The organism is Aquabacterium sp. A7-Y (assembly GCF_026153205.1).
Classification (GTDB): Bacteria; Pseudomonadota; Gammaproteobacteria; order Burkholderiales; family Burkholderiaceae_C; genus Caldimonas.
In genome coordinates this window covers 111779-133612 of the sequence record NZ_JAPFBW010000020.1, presented here as the reverse complement: position 1 = coordinate 133612, position 21834 = coordinate 111779, and the positions used below count along the sequence as shown (strand labels likewise).

The window sequence follows — 21834 nt, the reverse complement described above, 5'->3', positions numbered from 1 at the left end:
GGTCGCCACTTGGTGGTGATGTCGGCGTCTCGGAAGACGGCGCTGGTCGGGATGCTGACCGTGGCGGCGTCGGTGCTGCTGACGTTGTTCAGTGTGCCGACGACCAGCGGGTTGTCGTTGACCGCGTGGACCGTCACGCTGACCGTGATGGTGTCGGTCGCACCTTGCGCATCGGTGACGACAACGGTGAAGCTGTCGGTGCCGTTGAAGTTCGCGTTCGGGGTGTAGGTGTAGCGGCCATTGGCGTCCACCACCACGGTGCCGTTGGCCGGACCCGTGCCGGCCGCGTAGGAGAGGGCATCGCCGTCAGCATCCGACGCCGAGACGGAATCGCTGAGCGAGCCGTCCTCGTCGATGGTGCGGCTCTGATCGACGCCCACGGGGCCCGGGTTGGTCGCCGACAGCGAGAAGCCGGCGCGGGCGCTCTTGCCGGCCTGGTCGGTGACCGTCACCTCGATCGCGAACGGACCTTGGGCGCTGGCGTTGTTCGGCAGTGTGCCGGAGATGACACCAGTGTTCGGGTCGATGCTCAGGCCGGCGGGCAGGCCGGTGGCCGAGAAGGTCAGCCGGTCGCCATTGGTGGCGATGTCGGCGTCGGCAAAGGCGGCGGACGTCGGAATGGAGACCTGCGCTGCCTCGGTGCCTGCCACGTCGGCGACAGTGCCGACCACCACCGGGTTGTCGTTCACCGCGTTCACTGTGACCGTCACGGTGATGGTGTCGGTCGCGCCCTGCGCATCGGTGACGCGCACCGTGAAGCTGTCGGTGCCGTTGAAGTTGGCGTCAGGTGTGTAGATATAGCTGCCGTCGGCCTGAACGGTCACGCTGCCATGGGACGGCTCGGAGGTCCTGGCGAAAGTGAGCGTGTCGGCGTCGGCGTCTCCGGCCGTCAGGGTGCCGGTGCGGGCATTGTCCTCGTCCGTCGCCACCGCGGCATCCGCGCCGGCGGGCGCGGGGTTGGCGACGGTCAGTTCGATGGTTTGCGTTGCCGAGGCGCCGGCGGCGTCAGTGGCCGTGACGCGGAGGGTGTACGGGCCGGCCGCGCTGGCATCATGGGTCAGGGTGCCGCTGATGACGCCAGTCGCCGGGTCAATGCTCAAGCCGGCCGGCAGCCCGGTGGCCGAATAGGTCAGCAGGTCGCGGGTGTCCACGTCGGCGAAACCGCCGGCGGTGCTCAGCAGCACGCCGCCACCGTCGACGGCGGCCGCGCCTGGCAGGCCGCCCACCAGGGTCGGACCGTCATTGCTGCCGGTCACGCTGATCGTCACCGTGGTGATGGAGCCGTCGTTCAAGGCGACGGTGAAGGTTTCCGTGCGCAGCTCGCCGGCTGCCAGGCTTTGCGCGGCCGTGTTGTCGAGCGCATAGGTCCAGCGGCCGTCCGCGGTCAGGGTGAGGCTGCCCAGCGCGCCGGCCGCGGTCTGCGGGACGAAGGCCAGCGCCGGGTTGTCGGCGTCGGTGGCGGTCAGGGTGCCCGTGGCGGTTTGCACCGCGTCCTCGCGGACGGCGCCCGCCCCCCGCGCAATCTCGGGGTCGGCTGGCGCCGGCGACGGGCCGGGAGCCGGCGCAGGCGTCGGCGCAGGCGTGGGCGCCGGTGTTGGGGCAGTTTCGGCCGTGAGCGCCGTGCCTTCCGCTGCGGCCACCGGCAACTCGGTGGTCGAGGTGCCGCCCGACGTGGCGACGCCCGCCGGCGCGATATTCTCGGTGACACGGTCCACCCGCAGTCCGGGCCCGAAGCCGTCGCCGGAGCCGTCACCCGTCAGGCCGGCCGCCGGTGCTTCGTCCGGGTTGGTCCCGGCGTCCACCGCGCTGATGATCTGGTCGATCTCGGCGCCAGACAAGGCCTCCGCCTTGCGCGGCGGCTCGCTCGGGGTCGCCGTTTCCAGGCCGGCCAGGGTCAGCGCCTCGCCGGTGCGCGGCAGATAGACGGCGCCGGCCTCGTCGGTGATCTCCACCCGGCCATTGCCGGCAACGATCACGACGTCGCCTTCGCGGATCACGTCGCCCACCTTCAACTCTCGGGTGCTGCCGTCGGGCCGCTGCAGATAAGCCTTGCCGACGATGGCGGAAACCTTGCCGAGCAGCGTGGAGGAGGCGGTGGCCATGGAACGTTCCTTGAAGCGCTAGGCGGCCGAAACCGCCTTGATACAGTTAGCTACAGAATAGTGAACTTGCCGGTGACGCGGGGCGGGGAAGGGCCTGAGCTTTCGTGATCGGGTGCACGAATCCGGGCGGTTCTTCCCCCAAAAACGCCGGGGCGCCACTGTGGAGGCGGCGGTGCCGGCATGCGTTCCAAGGCGAGTGACACGTTTGGCCCGGAATACGGCAGTTTTCGTGAGATCTTTAGGAAAACGGCCTAAGCGGGACCCCAAAAAGAAACGGGTGCGGAGAGGCACCCGAGGGATGGGGCGAGGCGGCCTCAGCGCTCGCTGAGTGCGACCGACCGGGCCCGTAATATCGGCTTCATCAGATAAGCCAGCACCGTTTTATTCCCGGTCAGAATATCGACCTCGGCGGTCATGCCGGGAATGATGGGCAGTTTTTCGCTGAAGCTGGGCCGGTCGGTGCGGACCCGGATGACGTAGAACGCGTTGCCGCGCTCGTCGATCACGGTGTCGGGGCTGATGTTCTCGACCGTCGCGTCCAGGCCGCCGTAGACCGAGAAGTCGTAGGCCGTCAGCTTGACCTTGGCGCGCTGCCCGGGGCGGATGAAGGCGATGTCCTTCGGCAGGATGCGGGCCTCCAGCAGCAGGGCATCGTCCAGCGGGACGATCTCGACGATGTCCTTGCCAGGCTGCACCACGCCGCCCACCGTGTTGGCGAGCAGGCGCTGCACACGGCCGCGCACCGGCGAGCGCACCGAGGTCTTGTCGACCTTGTCGGCCAGCGCCACCGCGCCTTCGGTCAGCGCGTTCAGCTTGGCAAGCACGTCCGAAAGCTCCTTGCGGGCCTCGTTGCGGAAGGTGATCTCGGTCTCCTGGATCTTGCGCTGTGCCTCGCCGATGGAGGCCTGCGCACGGGCGATCTGGGCGCCGGCCTGCTCCATCTCGCCCCGGAAGCGGGTCAGGTCCCGCTCCAGCCGCAGGATGTCCACTTCAGAGACGGCGCCCGAGGCCAGCAGCGGCCGCGTCTTGGCCAGTTCCTCCTGAGCCAGCTCCAGGCTGCGCTGGGCCGAACTGCGCTTGGCGCGGGCCTCGCTCAGCTCCTCCTGGCGCTGCACGAGCTGCTGGCGGCTGATGGAAACCAGGGTGTCGAGCTCGGAAACACGCGCTTCGTAGAGGCGGCGCTCTTCCTCGACGGTGCGGAGCTCGTCGGCATCGCCCTCGCGCGGCTTGGGTGGATTGAACGGCGAGCCCTCGGCCAGGGCCTTGAGTCGGGCCGCGCGGGCGCCCAGCGCGAGCGACTGCGACTGGCTTTCGTTGACGCCGGAGACGGCGCGCGTCTCGTCGATGCGCAGCAGCAGCTGATTGGGCTCGACCTGCTGGCCTTCGCGCACCAGGATCTCGGCCACCACGCCGCCGTCCAGCGACTGCAGCACCTGCAGCTGCCGCGACGGGATGACCTTGCCTTCGCCGCGTGTCATTTCGTCGACGCGGGCCAGCGCCGCCCAGACGACGAACAGCGCGGTCACCAGCACGGCGGTCCGCACCAGGCGCTGGGCGCGCTGGGTGCGGCGACGGTCCATCACCTCGTCGGCCTCGAACTCGAAGCCGCGATAGGCGGTGCGTTCTTCCTCGGCGTCGAGGCTGACCTTGCCCAGCACGCGGTCTGAGGCCGCTTCGATGAACGAGGCGACGCGGCTGGCGACGCGCCGGAGCAGGCCGGGGCGCGGGGTGGCTGGCGCCGGGGGCGGACTTGCCGGCAGGCCGGGGGTGTTCATGCGGCCCTCGCGATCTTGCCGGTGGACAGGGCTTCGAGGATGCGGTCCCTCGGCCCGTCCGCCACGATCTTGCCGCCGTCGACCACAATGACGCGGTTGACCAGCGACAGCAGCGAGGTGCGGTGCGTGACCAGCACGACGGTCTTGCCCTCGGCGTACTGGGCGATGCGCTGGTTGATATGCGCCTCGGTCGAGAAGTCCATGGCGCTGGTCGGCTCGTCGAGCAGCAGCAGCGGCGCGTTGTGCAGCACCGCGCGGGCGATGCCGACGCTCTGGCGCTGCCCGCCGGAGAGCGACTCGCCGCGCTCGCCCACCATCATGTCGAAGCCGCGCGGGTGGCGGTTGATGAACTCGGTCAGCCCGGCCACCTCGGCGGCGGCCACGATGGCCGAGTCGTCGGCGAAGGGCAGGCCGAAGGTGATGTTTTCGCGCAAGGTGCCGTAGAACAGCGTCACGTCCTGCGAGACCACCCCCACGTTGGCGCGCACGTCGGCCGGGTCGAGCTGGCGCAGGTCGATGCCGTCCAGCAGCACCGAGCCCTGGGTCGGCGCGTACAGGCCGAGGATGAGCTTCTCGATGGTGGTCTTGCCGGAGCCGACCCGTCCGATCAGCGCCACCCGGTCGCCCGGGTTGATCTTGAAGCTCACGCCTTCCAGCGCCGAGTCCTGCCGGTTGGGATAGGAAAAGCTGACGTTGCGGAACTCGATCTCGCCGCGCAGCTCCTTGCGCTGCACGAAACTCTGGCCCAGCGGGCGCTCGACCGGCTGCTCCATGATCTTGTCGAGCGACTGCATCGCAGTGCGTGCGCCCTGGTACTGCATCAGCAGGCCGATGATCTGGCCGGCCGGCGCCAGCGCCCGGCCCGCCAGCATGGTCGAGGCGATCAGGCCGCCCATCGTGAGCTGCCGTTCCGAGATCAGGTAGACCCCCGCCATCACCATCACCACCGAGACCAGCTGCTGGGCCGACGCGGTGCTGTACATCGCCGCCGACGACAAGCCGCGCATGCGCACGTTGATGCCGGCCAGGAAGCTGTTGGCGCGCTCCCAGCGGCTCTGGATCACGCCTTCGGCGCCCTGCGACTTGATGGTCTCCAGCCCGGTCAGGCTCTCGATCAAGGTGGCGTTGCGCATCGCGCTGGCGCGGTAGGTGGTCTCCGAGAGCGTGTGCAGGCGGTGCTGCAGGATGTAGCCGGCCAGCAACACCAGCACGAAGACGGTCACCACCGGGATCACCAGCCAGGGCGAGATCCAGGCGATCGCGACGATAAACAGCAGCGCGAAGGGCAGGTCGATCAGTGCCGTGACGGTCGAAGACGCGATGAAGTCGCGCACCTGCTCGAAACCGCGCAGGTTGGACGCGAAGGAGCCGACCGACTCCGGGCGGGTCTCCATGCGCATGCCCAGCACCCGTTCCATCAGGGTCGCCGAGATCTGCACATCGATGCGGGCGCTGGCCTCGTCGACGAAACGCCCGCGCAGCAGCCGCATCGCGAGGTCGGCGCCGATCACCAGCACCACGCCGACGCCGAGCGCCCAGAGCGTCTCCACCGCGTTGTTGGGCACGACGCGGTCGTAGACGTTCATCGAGAACAGCGGGAAGGCGAGCGCGAAGACATTGATCAGCAGCGCCGCCCACAGCACGTCGCGGTAGACGAAACGCTGGTCGCCGAAGGCGCCCCAGAACCAGTGGCGGGCGCGCTCGCGGCGTACCTCCGGCGTGCGCTTGTCGAAGCGGAAATGTGGCCGCACCGACAGCACCAGCCCGGCATAGCGGGCCTGCAGCTCATCCCGGGAGAGCGTGACCCGGCCCTGCCCGGAGGCGGGCAGCAGCACGCGGGCCTGCCCGCCGCCGTCGTCCCAGCCCAGCAGCACGCAGGCTTCGTCGCCCTGCAACACCAGGATCACTGGCAGCACGGCCCGGTCGATCTTGTCCAGCGCGCGCCGCTGCAGCCGGGCGGCCATGCCGGCCCGCGCGGCGGCGCGCTCGGCCAGGCCCAGCGTGAGCCGGCCCTGCACCAGCGGCAGCCCGGCCGACAGCGAGGCGCGCGAGGCGGCTTGCCCGTGCAGCCGGCAGACCTCGATCAGGCAGTCCAGCAGCGGATCCGGATGGATCAGGTCTTCGCGTTGGCGGGCGGCGGCGCCCGGTGCGGGCGCGGCAGCGGCGGAAGTCGCTGGAGGGGACTGCATGGATCGGGCGGCGGTTTCGGGGCGACGGGTGAGGGCGGTGGAACGGAACTCCTAGGCGATATCGGCCGTGTGGATCGGAAATTGACCCCTGGTGCGGTCGGAGAAATAAAACTTGAGGGTTTCCCGCACGGTCTGGAAGGCCAGTTCGTTCCACGGCACCTGGTCTTCCGAGAACAGGCGCGCCTCGATGGTCTCGGGGCCGGGGTTGAAATGGGTGTTGAGCAGGCGGGCGCGGTAGAACAGATGCACCTGGCCGACGCGCGTGACGTTGAGCAGGGTGTAGAGCCCTTCGAGCTGCACGCTGGCGCCGGCTTCCTCCTCGGTCTCGCGCAGCGCGCCTTCCTCGGTGGTCTCGCCCAATTCCATGAAGCCGGCGGGCAGGGTCCACAGGCCGTAACGCGGCTCGATGTTGCGGCGGCACAGCAGCACCTGGTCTTCCCAGACCGGCAGCGTACCGACGACGTTGAGGGGGTTTTCGTAGTGGATGGTGCCGCAGGCGCTGCAGACGGCACGCTCGCGGTTGTCGTCCGTCGGGACGACATAGGCGGCCGCGGCGCCGCAGGCTCGGCAATGCTTGATCTGGCGGGCGTGAAGCATGGCGGGCAGTGTAGCTTGCGGCGGGCTTTCGCAAGGCGGCTGCAAGCCGCCAAGCGCTAGCATGAGGGGGCCGTATTCTGAGGAGAAACCCTTGAAGGACGTGATTCCGGCCCCCCAGGTGCCGCGCGTGCCCGTGACCGGCGGCGCCAGCGTCTTCCCGGTGCACCGCATCTACTGTGTCGGCCGCAACTATGTGGAGCATGCGATCGAGATGGGGCATAGCGGTCGCGAGCCGCCGTTCTTTTTCATGAAGCCGGCCGACGCGGTGCTGCCGGTCGGCGAAGGCGACGCGGGCGCCATGCCCTATCCGCCGCTGACGGCCAACCTGCACCACGAGCTGGAGCTCGTGGTGGCGATCGGCAAGGGCGGCCGCGATATCGCGCCGGCCGATGCGCTGGACCATGTCTGGGGCTACGCGGTGGGCCTGGACATGACCCGGCGGGACCTGCAGAACGACATGAAAAAGCAGGGCCGCCCCTGGTGCATCGGCAAGGGTTTCGAAGCCTCGGCGCCGATCGGGGCGATCACGCCGGCGGCTGCCGTGCCGGGCATCCACGACGCCGCGATCGAGCTCTGGGTCAACGGCCAGCCGCGCCAAGGCAGCCGCACCGGCAAGCTGATCTGGAGTGTCGCCGAGGTCATCTCGCACCTGTCGGCTGCCTGGACGCTCGCGCCCGGCGACCTGATCTACTCCGGCACGCCCGAGGGCGTGGCCGCGGTGGTGCGGGGCGACCTGCTGGAAGCGCGCATCGAGGGGCTGAGCCCGCTCAAGCTCAGCATCGTCTGAGGCCCCGGCGTCGGCGCCGCGACCCGGGCTCAGCGGCCCGGCCGGCGCCGGCGGACGATGTCCGGCGAGAACACTTCCATCAGCCACAGCCGGCAGCCACGCTTGGCGAACACGGAGCGGCGCGCCCACAGGGCGCCTCGCGGTACTGCTTCGCCGGTCGCTTCGCGCCAAGCCGACTCGATGCGCCGACGTGCCGGGCCGCAGCGCGGCACCCGGGCATAGGCGAGCGGCGAGCGATCAACCGGGCGTTGCTGGAACAGCAGCTGCGCGAGCGGCCGGCTGCCCAGGCCGATCAGCGCTCGCCAGGGGCCGCGCACATGGGGCGCCGCCACGACGCTACGTGCATAAACCACCGCCTCGCCATCGCAGCGCAGCACCACCTCGCGGGCATGGCCACGCCGTTGACGCTGGCGGGCGAGCGCCTGGGCCTCGTCGTATCGGATCGGGCTGGCGCCCTGGCGCAGTCGCTGCACGGAAAACCGCTCGCAGGCCTGCTGCAGGCGGGCGCTCAGCGAGCCGGACGCGCTCAACCAGCGGCGCAGCGGGCGCAGGAGCGGCGGGTGGGGGAGCCATTGCACGATCGGGGGGTTTTCGGTCTCGGAGGGGCGGGCGCCATCATAACGATGGGGTCGAGTGTAGAAACGACATGGGCTCTGGCTACACTGCCGCGCATGAAGCTCTACAACTACTTCCGCTCTTCGGCCTCCTTCCGCGTGCGCATTGCCCTGCAGCTCAAAAGCCTGCCCTACGACTACCTGCCGGTGCACCTCGCCAAGGGGGAACAGCTTCAGCCGAATTACGCCGCCTTGTCGCCCGAACGCCTGGTGCCGCTGCTCGAAGACCAGGGCCGGCGCCTGAACCAGTCGCTGGCCATCATCGAATACCTGGACGAGATCCAGCCCGAGCCGCCCCTGCTGCCCGGCAGCCCGGCCGAGCGGGCCCGGGTACGCGCGCTGGCGCTGGACATCGCCTGCGAGATCCACCCGCTGAACAACCTGCGCGTGCTCAAGTACCTCACGCGTGAGCTGGGCCAGACCGAAGACACCAAGAACGCCTGGTACCGACACTGGGTCGAGAGCGGGCTGGAGGCGGTGGAGCAGCAGCTCGCCGGACATCCCGCCACCGGCCCTTACTGCCACGGCGACATGCCCAGCCTGGCCGATTGCGTCCTGGTGCCGCAGATCTTCAACGCCCGGCGCTTCGACTGCCGGCTCGACCACGTGCCCACCGTGATGAAGGTGTTCGAGCACTGCATGCAGCACCCTGCCTTCATCGCCGCCCAGCCATCGAACTGCCCGGACGCCGAACAGTGAACACCGCCACCGGCCTGGTCCCGGGCGCCTGGCTGCAGCCCGCGTGGCCGGTGCCTGCCGCCGTCGGAGCCCTCATGAGTACCCGCGCGGGCGGCTGCAGCCGGGCGCCCTACGACAGCCTCAACCTCGGCGACCATGTCGGCGACGACCCGGCCGACGTGCGGCGCAACCGCGAGCATTTCGCCGCGGCGCTGGGCGCCCAGCCGGTGTTCCTGACCCAGGTGCACGGCACCCGGGTGGTCTGGCTGGGGGCAGGAGACGTGCTGCAGCAAAACGCCGGCGGCGCGCCTGCCATCGAGGCCGACGCCGCCTGCACGACCGAGCCGGGCATCGCCTGCACCGTGATGGTGGCTGACTGCCTGCCGGTGCTGTTCGCGGCGCCCGATGGCAGCGGTGTGGCGGCTGCCCATGCTGGCTGGCGCGGTCTTGCCGCCGGCGTGCTGGAAAACACCGTTGCCACCTTGTGCGAGGCCTCCGGCTGCACACCCGGAGAGCTGCAGGCCTGGCTGGGGGCCTGCATCGGGCCGCGCCAGTTCGAGGTCGGCGACGAGGTGCGCGAGGCCTTCGGCGGTGAGGCGGTGGCGCAACGCTTCCGTGCCACCGGGGTGGCAGGCAAGTGGTGGGCCGACCTGTGCGGCCTGGCGCGCGACCGGCTTCAAGCGGTCGGTCTGGCCTCGATCAGCGGCGGGCAGTGGTGCACCGTGGAGGACCGCTCACGGTTCTTTTCTTTCCGGCGCGACCGGCTCACCGGCCGCATGGCGGCCGCCGTCTGGATCCGGAGGGAGGGCGGGTGAGTCCTGCGCTGCAGCCTCGCGGGCCCGCTGGTGGGCCAGCCGTCGCGCCTGGCGCCGGCGCGGCGTGCCCAGCAGGTAGGTCACCAGCGCGGCCGGCCCCAGCCCGTACAGCACGAAGGTGAAGAAGGCGCCCAGCAGCGTGCCCTGCGTGCTCGTGGCCTCGGCGATCGCCATCATCAGAACGACATACAGCCAGGTGATCGGAATGAGATACATCGGAATCAGAAAGACCAGAGACCGGGTGGTGACCTGCGAGGGCTGACAAGCCCCATTGACACGCCTCGTCGAGGCGACACGATTATGGATCCGCCCGCACGAGCCCGGCTGGCAGGCGGTGTACAAACAAGGCCTGGGCGTCAGGCCGGTGATTTCCCCATGCAGTTCGAGGAGACGATGAAGCACAGCGAAACGACCTCGCAGCCCGCCGATCAAGCTGCGGGCGGGCCTTCCGGTGGGGCTTGGGCCGCACCCTTCTCCGCGCCTTTTGCGGCCGCCTTTCCGGGGCCTTTCCAGGCGGCCTTCAACGCCATGCCCTTCGGGGCGTCGGCCGGGGCGCCGTTCGGCGGGTTTTTCAGCGCGCCGTTCTCCGCTTCATCCGGTCCCCCCTTCGGCCTGCCCGGCGCTCCGGCCGCGGGCGCTGGTGCGGGCAGCCTGGCGGTCCCCATCGGCGAGGCGATCGCGGCCCTGGGCCAGCTCAAGGTGCCGCTGCCCGAGCTCGCCGAGATGCAGGCCGACTACCTGCAGGAGGCGGCCCGCATCTGGAACACCGCGGTCTCGCAGCCCGGTCAGAGCCCGGCCCTGCCGGACCGGCGCTTCGCTGCGGCCGACTGGTCCGGCACCCCGGGCGCGGCCTACACGGCGGCGATGTACCTGCTGAACGCACGCACCCTGATGAAACTGGCCGACAAGGTCGAGGCTGACGAGAAGACGCGCCAACGCATCCGCTTCGCGGTGCAGCAGTGGGTCGATGCCTGCGCGCCGAGCAACTTCCTGGCCTTCAACCCGGAGGCCTTGCGCAAGGCGCTGGAGACCGGCGGGGACAGCATCAACCGGGGCTTGCAGCACCTGCTGCAGGACCTCAAGCAGGGGCACCTGTCGCAGACCGACGAGAGCGTCTTCGAGGTCGGCCGCAATGTCGCGACCACCGAGGGCAGCGTGGTGTTCGAGAACGAGCTGTTCCAGCTCATCGAGTACAAGCCCCTGACGGAGCAGGTTTACGAGCGGCCGCTGCTGATCGTGCCGCCCTGCATCAACAAGTACTACATCCTCGACCTGCAGCCCGACAACTCGCTGGTGCGTTATGCCGCCGAGCAGGGCTTGCGGGTTTTCCTGGTCAGCTGGCGCAATGCCGACGAGAGCATCGCGCAGCTGAGCTGGGACGACTACATCGAGAAGGCCGCGATCAAGGCCATCCATCTGACGCAGGAGATCAGCGGCAGCGAGCAGATCAACACGCTGGGCTTCTGCGTCGGCGGCACCATCCTGGGCAGCGCGCTGGCGGTGCTCGACGCGCGCGGCGAAAAAGCCGCCAGCAGCCTCACGCTGCTGACCGCCTTCCTCGATTTCGCCGACACCGGCGTGCTCGATCTTTTCATCGACGAGGCGGCGGTGCAGGTGCGTGAACTGGGGATCGGCGAGCGCAGCCCGAGCGGCGGCGGACTGCTGCGCGGGCAGGAGCTGGCCACCACCTTTTCCTTCCTGCGCCCCAACGACCTGGTCTGGAACTATGTGGTCGGCAACTACCTGAAGGGCGAGATGCCGCCGCCCTTCGACCTGCTCTACTGGAACTCCGACAGCACCAACCTGCCGGGGCCGATGTACTGCTGGTATCTGCGCAACGCCTATCTCGAAAACAAGCTCAGCCAGCCGGGCGCGCTGACGGTCTGCGGCGTGCCGCTGGACTTCGGCCGCATCGACGCGCCGGCTTTCATCTACGGGTCACGGGAGGATCACATCGTGCCGTGGGAGGGCGCCTATGCCTCCACGCGGCTGCTCAAGGGGGAGCGGCGTTTCGTGCTCGGCGCCTCCGGCCACATTGCCGGCGTGATCAACCACCCGGCGAAAAAGAAACGCAGCCACTGGGTCGGCGACCACCTGCCGACCGATCCGAAGGAGTGGCTGGCCGGCGCCACCGAGCAGCCGGGCAGCTGGTGGACGGGCTGGGCGGAATGGATCCGGTCGCATTCCGGCCAGCAAATCGCAGCGCCGCGGGCCCAGGGCAGCGCGGCCTATCCACCGATCGAAGCGGCCCCGGGCCGCTACGTCAAACAGAAAGCCTGAAGCCCGGCGGCCCTATCCGGCCGCCGGGCTTCACCATCGTATTCATAGAAGGAGTTTTGACATGACTGATATCGTGATCGTTTCCGCTGCCCGCACCGCTGTGGGCAAGTTCGGCGGCAGCCTCGCCAAGACCCCGGCCGCCGAGCTGGGCGCCACCGTCATCACCGAGGTGCTCAAACGCGCCGGGCTGCAGGGCGAGCAGGTCGACGACGTCATCCTGGGCCAGGTGCTGCAGGCCGGTTGCGGGCAGAACCCGGCGCGTCAAGCTGTGATCAAAGCCGGCTTGCCGAACAGCGTGCCGGCGATGACCATCAACAAGGTCTGCGGCTCGGGCCTGAAGGCCGTGATGCTGGCAGCCCAGGCCATTCGCGACGGCGATTCCGAGATCGTCATCGCCGGCGGCCAGGAGAACATGAGCCTGTCGCCGCACGTGCTGCTGAATTCCCGCGAGGGCCAGCGCATGGGCGACTGGAAGATGATCGACTCGATGATCACCGACGGCCTCTGGGACGTCTACAACCAGTACCACATGGGCATCACCGCCGAGAACGTCGCCAAGCAGTACGGCATCACGCGCCAGCAGCAGGACGAACTGGCACTGGCCTCGCAGCTCAAGGCGGCCGCCGCGCAGGAGGCCGGCAAGTTCAAGCAGGAGATCGTGCCGGTCAGCATCCCGCAGAAGAAGGGCGACCCGCTGCTGTTCGACACCGACGAGTTCATCAACCGCAAGACCAACGCCGAAGCCCTGGCCGGCTTGCGCCCGGCCTTCGACAAGACCGGCAGCGTGACCGCGGGCAATGCCTCGGGCATCAACGACGGCGCCGCCGCGGTGGTCGTGATGAGCGCCGCCAAGGCTCAGGCCCTGGGTCTGAAGCCGCTCGCCCGTATCGCCTCCTATGCGAGTGCCGGTGTCGACCCGGCTTACATGGGCATGGGGCCGGTGCCGGCGGCGCGCAAGGCGCTGGAGCGGGCCGGCTGGAAGCCGGCCGACCTCGACCTGCTCGAGATCAACGAGGCCTTCGCGGCCCAGGCCTGCGCGGTGCACAAGGAGATGGGCTGGGACACGGCCAAGGTCAACGTCAACGGCGGTGCCATCGCGATCGGCCACCCGATCGGTGCCTCGGGCTGCCGCATCCTGGTGACCCTGCTGCACGAGATGCAGCGCCGCGACGCCAGGAAGGGCATTGCTTCGTTGTGCATCGGTGGTGGCATGGGGGTGGCTCTGACCGTCGAGCGCTGAGTTTTCGCATCCGCGCCGAATGCCAGGCAGGGAGAACACGCTTGACCGGTACGGTCAAAGCGGCAAACCTGGTCTTCGGCCAACCGATTTCAAGAAGGAGTAGGACATGAGTCAGAAGGTTGCATACGTCACCGGCGGCATGGGCGGCATCGGCACTGCGATCTGCCAACGTCTGGCCAAGGATGGGTACACGGTGATCGCCGGCTGTGGTCCCAGCCGCGACTTCCAGAAGTGGCTCGATCAGCAGAAGGAGCTGGGGTTCCACTTCTACGCCTCGGTGGGCAATGTCGCCGACTGGGAATCGACCGTGGCGGCCTTCACCAGGGCGAGGGCCGAGCACGGCCCCATCGACGTGCTGGTCAACAACGCGGGCATCACGCGCGACCGCATGTTCCTGAAGATGAGCCGCGAGGACTGGGACGCGGTGATCGACACCAACCTCAACAGCATGTTCAACGTGACCAAGCAGGTGGTCGGCGACATGGTGGAGCGGGGCTGGGGCCGCATCATCCAGATCTCCTCGGTCAACGGCGAGAAGGGCCAGGCCGGCCAGACCAACTACTCGGCCGCCAAGGCCGGCATGCACGGCTTCACCATGGCGCTGGCGCAGGAGCTGGCGGCCCGGGGCGTGACGGTCAATACCGTGAGCCCGGGCTACATCGGCACCGACATGGTCCGCGCGATCAAACCGGAAGTGCTGGACAAGATCGTCGCGACCATCCCCGTCAAACGTCTGGGCACGCCGGATGAGATCGCCTCCATCGTGTCCTGGGTCGCGTCCGACGAGGCCGGTTTCGCGACCGGGGCCGACTTCTCCGTCAACGGCGGCCTGCACATGGGCTGAGGCCGCGGCGCGGCGGGGCCACGCTCTCTGCCGTGCGGGCTGCTGGCTTCAGCCCGCCGCGAGCAGGTCTTTCAGGGCCGGCCAGACGTTGTCCAGCATCGTCGCCTGGGCGGTTTCGCTCGGGTGGATGCGGTCGGCCTGGAACAACTGCAAGGCGTTCGGCGCATCCGCCACGCCCTTGAGGAAAAACGGTACCAGCGCCGCCTTGCGAGCCTCGGCCACCTTGCCGTAGAGCGCCGCAAAACTCTCCGCATACGCACGCCCGTAGTTGGGCGGCATCTGCAGGCCCAGCAGCAGCACCTTGGCGCCCGCCTGCTGGGCGGCACGGGTCATCTCGTCAAGGTTGGACTGGGTCATGGACATCGGCAGCCCGCGCAGCGCGTCGTTGCCGCCCAACTCGATCACCACATGGGTCGGCCGGTGCTGCTTCAGCAGCGCCGGCAGGCGCGAGCGGCCGCCCGAGCTGGTGTCGCCGCTGATGCTCGCGTTGACCACCGTGGCTCGCAGCTTCTGCGCGGCCAGGCGCTGCTCGAGCAGGGCCACCCAGCCGCTGCCTCGTTTGAGGCCATACTCGGCCGACAGGCTGTCCCCCAGCACCAGGATCTTTGCAGCCGGTGCCGGCTTGCCCTTGCCGGCGGCCAGGACGTCCCTGGACCCGAGCCCAGCGCAAGCCAGGGCCGAGAAGATAAAGTGGCGACGTTGTTGGAAGACTGGAACCATGACCGAACCCATCATTGTCGTGGAGCGTGTCACCAAGCAGGTGCGCGACTCCACAGGTGTGCTGACGATTCTGCACGATATCGATTTTTCGCTGGCCCGCCGGGAATCGGTCGCGATCGTCGGTGCCTCGGGCTCCGGCAAGTCGACCCTGCTGAGCATCATCGCCGGGCTGGACACGCCCACCCAGGGCACCGTCCGGCTGGCCGGCCGCGACCTCTTCGGCATCGACGAGGACGCGCGGGCGGCGCTGCGTGCGGAGACGGTGGGTTTCGTGTTCCAGAGTTTCCAGCTGATGGGCAACCTGACGGCACTCGAGAACGTGATGCTGCCCCTGGAGCTGCAGGGCCGCGCCGATGCCCGCAAGGCCGCGGCCGAGATGTTGCGCCGCGTCGGGCTGGGTGAGCGGCTCGGCCACTACCCGCGGGTGCTCTCCGGCGGCGAGCAGCAGCGCGTCGCGCTGGCACGTGCCTTTGTCGTGCAGCCGGCGGTGCTGCTGGCCGACGAGCCGACCGGCAGCCTGGACTACGCCACCGGCGAGACGGTGATGAAGCTGATGTTCGACCTCAACCACGAGCTCGGCACCACCCTGGTGCTGGTGACCCACGACCGCAGCATCGCAGCGCGCTGCGACCGGCAGATCCGCATCGAAGCGGGGCGCGTCGCGGCTACCATCGCGACATGACATCCCAGAGAACACGCAGGTCCCGATGAGCGCCAAGGTCTTGTTCGGCTTCCATGCCGTCACCGTGCGGCTGAAGACCGCCCCGCAATCCATCCACGAGATCTATATCGACACGGGCCGGCGCGACCAGCGCATGCGCCAGTTCGTGACGCGCGCCCAGGAGGCCGGCGCCCGCCTGGTCGACAGCGACGACGAGCGCTTGCACAAGCTCTGCGGCACACACCGCCACCAGGGCGTGGTCGCCAAGGTCGAGCCGGTGGCCGCGGCGAAGTCGCTCGACGACTTGCTCGACAGCATCGAGGAGCCACCGCTGCTGCTGGTGCTCGACGGTGTCACCGATCCGCACAACCTGGGCGCCTGCCTGCGTGTGGCCGACGGCGCCGGCGCGCATGCCGTGATCGCGCCCAAGGACCATGCGGTGGGCATCAACGCGACGGTCGCCAAGGTCGCCAGCGGCGCGGCCGAGACCATGCCTTATTTCATGGTCACCAACCTGGCCCGCACCCTCAATGAGCTGAAGGAACGCAACATCTGGATCATCGGCACGTCGGATGATGCACCGAAGACGCTCTACCAGGTCGAGCTGAAAGGACCGGTCGCGCTCGTTCTGGGTGCCGAAGGCACCGGCATGCGCCAGCTCACGCGCAAGACCTGCGACGAGCTGGTCAGCCTGCCGATGCGCGGGGCGGTGGAAAGTCTCAACGTCTCGGTCGCCAGCGGCGTCTGCCTCTACGAGGCGCTGCGTCAGCGGGGCTGAACGGCGATGGACGACCTGCAGACCGTGCGCGGCTGGCTGGAACAGGCGCCGCGCCTGTGCGTGCTGACTGGCGCCGGCATGTCCGCCGAGAGCGGGGTGCCGACCTTCCGTGACGCCTTGACCGGCCTGTGGGCCCGCCACGACCCGCAGCAGCTCGCCACCGAGGCCGGTTTCCGGTCCGACCCGCAGCTGGTGTGGGACTGGTACGGTTCACGCCGCGAGGGTGTGGCGCGTGCCGAACCGAACGCCGGGCATCGGGCGCTGGCGGCCTGGCAGGCCGCCCATCCCGAGCGCCTGACCCTGGTCACGCAGAACGTCGACGACCTGCATCAGCGTGCCGGCAGCACCGACGTGATCTGCCTGCACGGAGCACTGTTCGAGGACCGCTGGATCGACCCTTGCGCCCGCGAAGTCCGCGGCGAGCCGGCCTGCGATCCGGCCCGTGCCGAGCCGGGACGGCCGCCCCGCTGTGGCGAGTGCGGCAACCTGGTGCGCCCGGGGGTGGTCTGGTTCGGCGAAGCCCTGCCGGGACGGGCGCTGCAGGCCGCCGAGGACGCGGCGAGCGACTGCGAGCTGATGCTGGTGGTGGGCACTGCCGGAGCGGTCTACCCGGCAGCCGGGCTGCCGGCGCTCGCGCGCCAGGCCGGCGCGCGGGTGGTGGTGCTGAATCCGCAGCCCAGCGAGCTCGACCGGGGCGCCCACGTCGTGCTGCGCGGCACGGCCGCCCAGCTTCTGCCGCAGCTGCTGGGCTGATCAGGCTCTACACTGCGTGCATCGCAGTTTTCCCGACGGCCCGACCGCCTGCGCGGCGAGGCCCCCTCACCATGCCCGTCATCGAAGTCAAGCACCCCCTGGTCAAACACAAGGTCGGGCTGATGCGAGAGGCCGACATGTCGACCAAGAAGTTCCGCGAGCTGACCGCCGAAGTGGCGCGCCTGCTCGCCTACGAGGCGACCGCCGACTTCCCGCTCGAGAAGACCACCATCGAGTGCTGGAGCGGCCCCACCGAGGTCGACCAGATCAAGGGCAAGAAGGTCACCGTGGTGCCCATCCTGCGCGCCGGCCTGGGCATGCTCGACGGTGTGCTCGACATGATCCCCAACGCCAAGATCAGCGTGGTCGGCCTCTCTCGCAACCACGACACCTTGAAGCCCGAGCACTACTTCGAGAACCTGGTCGGCGAACTCGGCTCGCGCACTGCGCTGATCATCGACCCCATGCTCGCGACGGCGGGCTCGATGATAGCCACCGTCGACCTGCTCAAGCGCAAGGGCTGCCAGGACATCCGCGCCCTGGTGCTGGTGGCGGCCCCCGAGGGGGTGCGCGCGCTCGACCGCGCCCACCCCGAGGTGCGCTGCTGGACCGCCGCGATCGACAGCCACCTCAACGAGCACGGCTACATCATCCCCGGGCTGGGCGACGCCGGCGACAAGATCTTCGGCACCAAGCAGGAATGAGGGCAGGCCGATGAAGGCCTGAGCCCTTGCCGGCGACAGGGGAGTCAAATCCTTGTCACCGTCGCCGGCCACACTGTCGCCTTCTGATCACAGGAGACGACAATGCGCACGCTCCGGCTCGCGGCGGCTTCCGGCCTGACCGCTATCGTGTTGCTCGGCTGCGGCGGCGGTGACGACCCCGAGACCCCGGGCGCCCGGCCGCTCGTGATCGGCCATCGCGGCGCCAGCGGCTACCTGCCGGAGCACACGCTGGCGTCCTACGCCAAGGCGATCGAGATGGGGGCCGACTACATCGAGCCCGACCTGGTCTCCACCAAGGACGGCGTGCTGATCGCCCGCCACGAGCCCAACATCGCCGACACCACCGACGTGGCCCAGCACCCCGAGTTCGCGTCGCGCAAGCGCACGATGAAGGTGGACGGCGTCGACGTCGAAGGCTATTTCGCGAGCGACTTCATGCTGGCCGAGATCCGCACCTTGCGCGCGGTCCAGCCGATGGCCGAACGCGACCAGGGCTTCAACGGGCAGTTCGGTATCCCGACGTTCGACGAGGTGCTGGCGCTGGCCCGGGAGAAGGCGCGGGAGACCGGCCGCACCATCGGGGTATACCCCGAGACCAAACATCCGACCTACCACCAGCAGCTCGGCCTGCCGCTGGAGGACCGGCTGCTCGCTTCGCTCGACAAGGCGGGCTGGAACCGCGTCGATGCCCCGGTGTTCATCCAATCGTTCGAGCAGTCCAACCTGAAGGCGCTGCGGCAGAAGACCCGGGTCCGCCTGGTGCAGCTGGTGGATGCCAACGACCAGGATCCCGACACCGGCGAGATGGACCTGAGCGCTCCCTACGACCGACCCTATGACTGGACGGTCGCCAACCGCCAGGGCAGCCAGGACACCTTCGCCTGGCTTCTGACCGAGGCCGGCCTGGACGAGGTCAAGACCTATGCCGACGGCATCGGTCCCTGGAAGCGCTACCTGGTGAAGGTGCGCTCGACCCGGGATGCCCAGGGACAGCGCGTGGATGTCAACGGTGACGGCAAGATCGACGAGCGTGACTACCGCGCGGTGCCCGACGACCGCATCGTCAAGGCGGCCAAGGCCCGCGGTCTGTTGGTGCATGCCTACACCTTCCGCAGTGAGCCGCATCGGCTGGCCGGCAGCTACCAGAACGATGCGAAGGCGGAGTACCGGCAGTTTTTCGAGCTGGGGCTGGACGGCGTGTTCAGCGACTTCCCGGACACGGCGGTGGCGGCACGCGACGCCTTCGTCGCCTCGCGTCGCTAGTCCAATTTCATTGGACTAGGGTTTACCTGGGGCCACAGCTCACACAGCTTTACACGACTTCGCTTGAAACCCCTGGCGCGGCCTTCCATCCTAGTCGGGGCCTGAGTGCTGAAAGTGCTGAATGTTGTCGGAGAGTCGAACATGAGCAAGACGTTTCGCTTCTGGATGACGGGCTGTGTTGCGGTCGTGATGGCAGCCGTCAGTGCCGACCTCAGTCACCCCAAGCCCGAACGCCTGCTGGCGGCCGTGCACAGCAAGTACAGCGCGGACGAGACCCTGCGCAAGCTGGAGTCGGTCGCCCAGGGCCAGGGCTACACCGTGTTCGCCCGCGTCGACGCCGGGCGCGGCGGCACCGGCTTCCTGCATTCCACGGCGCTGGTGCTCGGCTCGCGCGAGGGCATCACCCCGGTGAGGGTCGACGAAACAGGTCATGCGGTCGACGCGCCACTGTCGCTGGTCATCGTCACCCTGCCGGACGGCCGCATCGAGGTGCGCTTCCCCGCTGCCGAAACCTACCCGGCGGCGGGCTCGGCGGCCGACGCCTCCGACCAGCGCGGCCTGGCCGGTTTGATGTCGCTGCAGTCGGTCGTCGAGCAGGCCCTGGCCTGAGTCCGGGAGCGCCCGGCTGCGCTCTCAGACCCAGCCCGCCATGCCGGCAACGGCGCCGACACCGATCATCCACATCGGGCTCAGCTTCGTTTTCACCATCACGGCCACCGTGAGCAGCAGCAGGGCCACTGCGCCGGCATCGTGCCGGCTCGGCTCGGAGAGGATCCAGCCGGTCGCCAGCAGCAGCCCCAGCGTGATCGGCGCCATGCCTTCGGTGAAGGCGCGCACGCCACGCGTCTCACGCCGCTGGTGGCGCCAGCGGGTGGCCCACAGCGCGAGGGTGGTGGAGGGCAGCATCATGCCCAGCAGCGTGACCGCCGCGCCGCTCGGGCCGGCGACATTCCAGCCCAGTACCGCGACAAACCGGATGTTGGGCCCGGGCGCCGCCTGCGCCAGCGCGATCGAGGTGGTGAAGTCGGCGTCGCTGATCCAGCCGTGTTCGAGCGCCAGGTAGCGGTGCATGTCGGGCGCGGTGGTGATGGCGCCACCGATGGCCAGCAGTGACAGCATCAGGAAGTGGCCGAACAGGCCCAGCAGGTCGCGGGGGCGAGCGGCGTCATGGCTTGAGCTTTCTCCAGGCGAGTGCACAGCCCAGCGGACCGAGGCTGCCCAGCACCCACAGCAGTGGCCAGTGCAGCACCACGATCAGGAGCACCGTGAGCGCGGCCAGCAGCCAGGCGAGCTCGCGCCCCAGCACGGCCTTGCGCAAGGTGCCGACCAGCTTCAGGCCGGTCGCGAGGATGAGCCCGGCCGCCACCGAACCCATGCCCCGCAATGCACCGCTGAGCAGCGGGTGGTGGGCCAGCTCGGCGTAGACGGCCGCGGCGACCAGCACGATGACCAGCGGGGCTGCCATCATGCCCGCCAGGGCGACGAAGGCCCCACGCACCCCGAAAAAGCGGTCGCCGACCATCAGCGAGAGATTGACGATGTTGGGCCCCGGCAGCACCTGGGCCACCGACAGCAGCTCGACGAACTCCTGCTTGCTGAGCCAGCGGCTGCGCTCGACCAGCTCGCGCTGCGCGACCGGCAGCACACCGCCGAAACCCTGCAGTGCCAGACGTGTGAAGCTCAGGAAAAGCTCGCGCAGGGAAGCCGGGCGGGATGGGGCGGCGGCGGACTCGGTCGCTGGCGGACCGGGCGGTACTGCGGAGCAGGGCATCGCGCCAGTGTAGCCAGCCCTCGCGTTCGGTGTGCGGCCCGCCTCAGGCGCCGCCCGCCAGCGCCGGACGCCGCGCCGCCCACAGGCTCAGCGCCAGCGCGAGCAGCGTCCAGCCCAGGCCGACCCAACTCAGCACGTCCCAGCCGAAATGCTCCATCAACCAGCCGCCGCCGGAAGCGCCGACGGCCTGGCCGAGGTAGATCGCCGAGGTGTTGAGCGCCATCAGGGCCGGGGCCAGCAGCGGCGCGGCCGCGCCCAGCCGGGCCTGCTGCGCCGAGTTGCTGGCGAAGCAGGCCAGCGCCCAGGGCACGATGAGCACACCGATGCGCAGCGGCGTCGAGCCGAGCGGCCACAGCAGCAGGCTGAAGGCCACCAGCCCCAGCAGCACCGCCACCGCGCGGGCTGCGCCGATGCGGTCGACATGGCGCGACAGCATCATGTTGCCGAACAGGCCCCAGGCGCCGAACCAGCCGAACAGCAGGCTGATCTCGCCGGGGCTGGCCTCGATCACCTGGCTGAGGTAGGGCGCGTAATAGGCGAACACCGTGAACTGCCCGGCCCCGGTCAGCGCCGTCACTGCGACGATGGCCATCAGCACCGGGTTGGCGAACACGCCGCGCCAGGCGCGCAGGCTCATGCCCGGAGGGCGAACGTCATCGGGCAGGGCGCGGAACACCGCCGCCGCGGCGGCCAGCGCGATCACCGCCACCCAGGCCATGGCCCAGCGCCAGCCAAGGCTTTCGCCGATCCAGGCCGAGATCGGCATGCCCGCCACCGAGGCGACCGACCAGCCGAGAAAAACGAAGGTGATGCTGCGGCCGCGCTGCTCGGGCGGCGCCATGTGGCCGATCACCGCGGCGGCCTGCGGCGTGAAGACGGCCGCCGCGAGGACCGTCAGTGCGCGCACTGGCCACAACGCCCCGTAGTCGGGCATCAGGGCGCACAAGGCATGGCCGAGTGCGTACCACAGCAGCGCCAGGGTCAGCAGGCGGCGCCGGTCCCAGCCGCCCAGCAGCATCGCCATCAGCGGGGCACCGAAACACATCAGCGCCGCGGCAATCGCGATCAGCTGGCCGGCCAGCGCCACGGAGATCTGCAGCGAGCGCGCCAGGTCGTTGAGCGTGCCGCTGACGACCATCACGCCGCAGCCGATCACGAAGTTGCCGAACAGCAGCGCCCAGCGCGTGGCCGCGAGCACGCGCGGCGGGGGAGCGGCGGCGGTCATGGCGCCACCGGCACGGG

Annotated in this window: 22 protein-coding genes; 12 read left to right on the top strand and 10 right to left on the bottom strand. The window is 69.3% G+C overall.

What is annotated here, in order from left to right; genetic code table 11:
• The 4 genes from OOT46_RS18620 to OOT46_RS18605 all read right to left on the bottom strand — a co-directional run.
• Positions 1-2102 (bottom strand): retention module-containing protein (locus OOT46_RS18620; protein WP_265405116.1); only part of this gene is annotated, 2102 nt, incomplete at its 3' end.
• Between the two features lie 314 nt (positions 2103-2416).
• Complete coding sequence (locus tag OOT46_RS18615; RefSeq protein ID WP_265405115.1) at positions 2417-3877, bottom strand: HlyD family type I secretion periplasmic adaptor subunit; 1461 nt, start codon at positions 3875-3877, stop codon at positions 2417-2419.
• Positions 3874-6066 (bottom strand): type I secretion system permease/ATPase, encoded by a 2193-nt coding sequence (locus OOT46_RS18610; RefSeq protein WP_265405114.1) that lies wholly within the window; start codon positions 6064-6066, stop codon positions 3874-3876. Before OOT46_RS18610 ends, OOT46_RS18615 begins: the two co-directional genes overlap by 4 nt.
• Before the next feature lie 51 nt (positions 6067-6117).
• Positions 6118-6663, bottom strand: a complete 546-nt coding sequence (locus OOT46_RS18605; RefSeq protein WP_265405113.1) for an NUDIX hydrolase — start codon at positions 6661-6663, stop codon at positions 6118-6120.
• A gap of 61 nt (positions 6664-6724) precedes the next feature.
• Between OOT46_RS18605 and OOT46_RS18600 the strand changes: the two genes are divergently transcribed.
• Positions 6725-7450 carry a fumarylacetoacetate hydrolase family protein gene (locus tag OOT46_RS18600; protein WP_416136223.1) on the top strand — a complete coding sequence of 242 codons (726 nt, stop codon included), beginning with the start codon at positions 6725-6727 and terminating at the stop codon, positions 7448-7450.
• 29 nt (positions 7451-7479) lie between these two features.
• On the opposite strand, the gene OOT46_RS18595 is transcribed toward OOT46_RS18600, so the two are convergent.
• The gene (locus OOT46_RS18595) at positions 7480-8028 is read right to left on the bottom strand and encodes a chorismate--pyruvate lyase family protein (RefSeq protein ID WP_265405112.1); all 549 of its coding nucleotides are present in this window, start codon (positions 8026-8028) and stop codon (positions 7480-7482) included.
• Positions 8029-8121: 93 nt separating this feature from the next.
• On the opposite strand from OOT46_RS18595, the gene maiA reads away from it, so the two are divergent.
• Positions 8122-8763 (top strand): maleylacetoacetate isomerase, encoded by a 642-nt coding sequence (gene maiA, locus OOT46_RS18590; RefSeq protein ID WP_265405111.1) that lies wholly within the window; start codon positions 8122-8124, stop codon positions 8761-8763.
• Positions 8764-8837: 74 nt separating this feature from the next.
• Positions 8838-9557 carry a peptidoglycan editing factor PgeF gene (gene pgeF / locus OOT46_RS18585; protein WP_265405110.1) on the top strand — a complete coding sequence of 240 codons (720 nt, stop codon included), beginning with the start codon at positions 8838-8840 and terminating at the stop codon, positions 9555-9557.
• On the opposite strand, the gene OOT46_RS18580 is transcribed toward pgeF, so the two are convergent.
• Positions 9477-9773 carry a hypothetical protein gene (locus OOT46_RS18580; RefSeq protein ID WP_265405109.1) on the bottom strand — a complete coding sequence of 99 codons (297 nt, stop codon included), beginning with the start codon at positions 9771-9773 and terminating at the stop codon, positions 9477-9479. The two genes, pgeF and OOT46_RS18580, sit on opposite strands and share 81 nt — an antisense overlap.
• Before the next feature lie 177 nt (positions 9774-9950).
• Here OOT46_RS18580 and phaC point away from each other — a divergent pair, with 177 nt between their 5' ends.
• The 3 genes from phaC to phbB all read left to right on the top strand — a co-directional run bounded on the left by phaC (position 9951) and on the right by phbB (position 13921).
• Positions 9951-11837 (top strand): class I poly(R)-hydroxyalkanoic acid synthase, encoded by a 1887-nt coding sequence (phaC, locus tag OOT46_RS18575; RefSeq protein ID WP_416136222.1) that lies wholly within the window; start codon positions 9951-9953, stop codon positions 11835-11837.
• A gap of 61 nt (positions 11838-11898) precedes the next feature.
• A complete protein-coding gene (locus tag OOT46_RS18570; protein WP_265405108.1) occupies positions 11899-13077 on the top strand; it encodes an acetyl-CoA C-acetyltransferase in 1179 nt (392 codons plus the stop codon).
• A gap of 106 nt (positions 13078-13183) precedes the next feature.
• Positions 13184-13921: an acetoacetyl-CoA reductase gene (phbB, locus tag OOT46_RS18565; RefSeq protein ID WP_265405107.1), complete on the top strand. Its 738-nt coding sequence runs from the start codon at positions 13184-13186 to the stop codon at positions 13919-13921.
• A gap of 48 nt (positions 13922-13969) precedes the next feature.
• On the opposite strand, the gene OOT46_RS18560 is transcribed toward phbB, so the two are convergent.
• Positions 13970-14641 (bottom strand): arylesterase, encoded by a 672-nt coding sequence (locus OOT46_RS18560; RefSeq protein ID WP_265405106.1) that lies wholly within the window; start codon positions 14639-14641, stop codon positions 13970-13972.
• Between OOT46_RS18560 and OOT46_RS18555 the strand changes: the two genes are divergently transcribed.
• From OOT46_RS18555 to OOT46_RS18530, 6 genes are all read left to right on the top strand, one after another.
• Positions 14640-15323 carry an ABC transporter ATP-binding protein gene (locus OOT46_RS18555; RefSeq protein ID WP_265405105.1) on the top strand — a complete coding sequence of 228 codons (684 nt, stop codon included), beginning with the start codon at positions 14640-14642 and terminating at the stop codon, positions 15321-15323. The two genes, OOT46_RS18560 and OOT46_RS18555, sit on opposite strands and share 2 nt — an antisense overlap.
• 25 nt (positions 15324-15348) lie before the next feature.
• Positions 15349-16080 carry a 23S rRNA (guanosine(2251)-2'-O)-methyltransferase RlmB gene (gene rlmB, locus OOT46_RS18550; RefSeq protein ID WP_265405104.1) on the top strand — a complete coding sequence of 244 codons (732 nt, stop codon included), beginning with the start codon at positions 15349-15351 and terminating at the stop codon, positions 16078-16080.
• Positions 16081-16086: 6 nt separating this feature from the next.
• Entirely contained in the window at positions 16087-16833 is a 747-nt protein-coding gene (locus OOT46_RS18545; RefSeq protein ID WP_265405103.1) for an SIR2 family NAD-dependent protein deacylase, read from the top strand.
• A gap of 71 nt (positions 16834-16904) precedes the next feature.
• Complete coding sequence (gene upp, locus OOT46_RS18540) at positions 16905-17537, top strand: uracil phosphoribosyltransferase (protein WP_265405102.1); 633 nt, start codon at positions 16905-16907, stop codon at positions 17535-17537.
• A gap of 102 nt (positions 17538-17639) precedes the next feature.
• On the top strand, positions 17640-18821 hold the full coding sequence (locus OOT46_RS18535) for a glycerophosphodiester phosphodiesterase (protein ID WP_265405101.1): 1182 nt from the start codon (positions 17640-17642) through the stop codon (positions 18819-18821).
• 141 nt (positions 18822-18962) lie between these two features.
• Positions 18963-19430, top strand: coding sequence for a hypothetical protein (locus tag OOT46_RS18530; protein ID WP_265405100.1), 468 nt, complete (start codon positions 18963-18965; stop codon positions 19428-19430).
• 24 nt (positions 19431-19454) lie between these two features.
• Here OOT46_RS18530 and OOT46_RS18525 read toward each other — a convergent pair whose 3' ends face one another.
• The 3 genes from OOT46_RS18525 to OOT46_RS18515 are packed head-to-tail and all read right to left on the bottom strand — an operon-like array spanning position 19455 to position 21817.
• The gene (locus OOT46_RS18525; protein WP_416136221.1) at positions 19455-19940 is read right to left on the bottom strand and encodes a chromate transporter; all 486 of its coding nucleotides are present in this window, start codon (positions 19938-19940) and stop codon (positions 19455-19457) included.
• A gap of 46 nt (positions 19941-19986) precedes the next feature.
• Positions 19987-20592, bottom strand: a complete 606-nt coding sequence (locus OOT46_RS18520) for a chromate transporter (RefSeq protein ID WP_265405099.1) — start codon at positions 20590-20592, stop codon at positions 19987-19989.
• A gap of 43 nt (positions 20593-20635) precedes the next feature.
• Positions 20636-21817 (bottom strand): MFS transporter, encoded by a 1182-nt coding sequence (locus OOT46_RS18515; protein ID WP_265405098.1) that lies wholly within the window; start codon positions 21815-21817, stop codon positions 20636-20638.
• Positions 21818-21834: the final 17 nt, after the last annotated feature.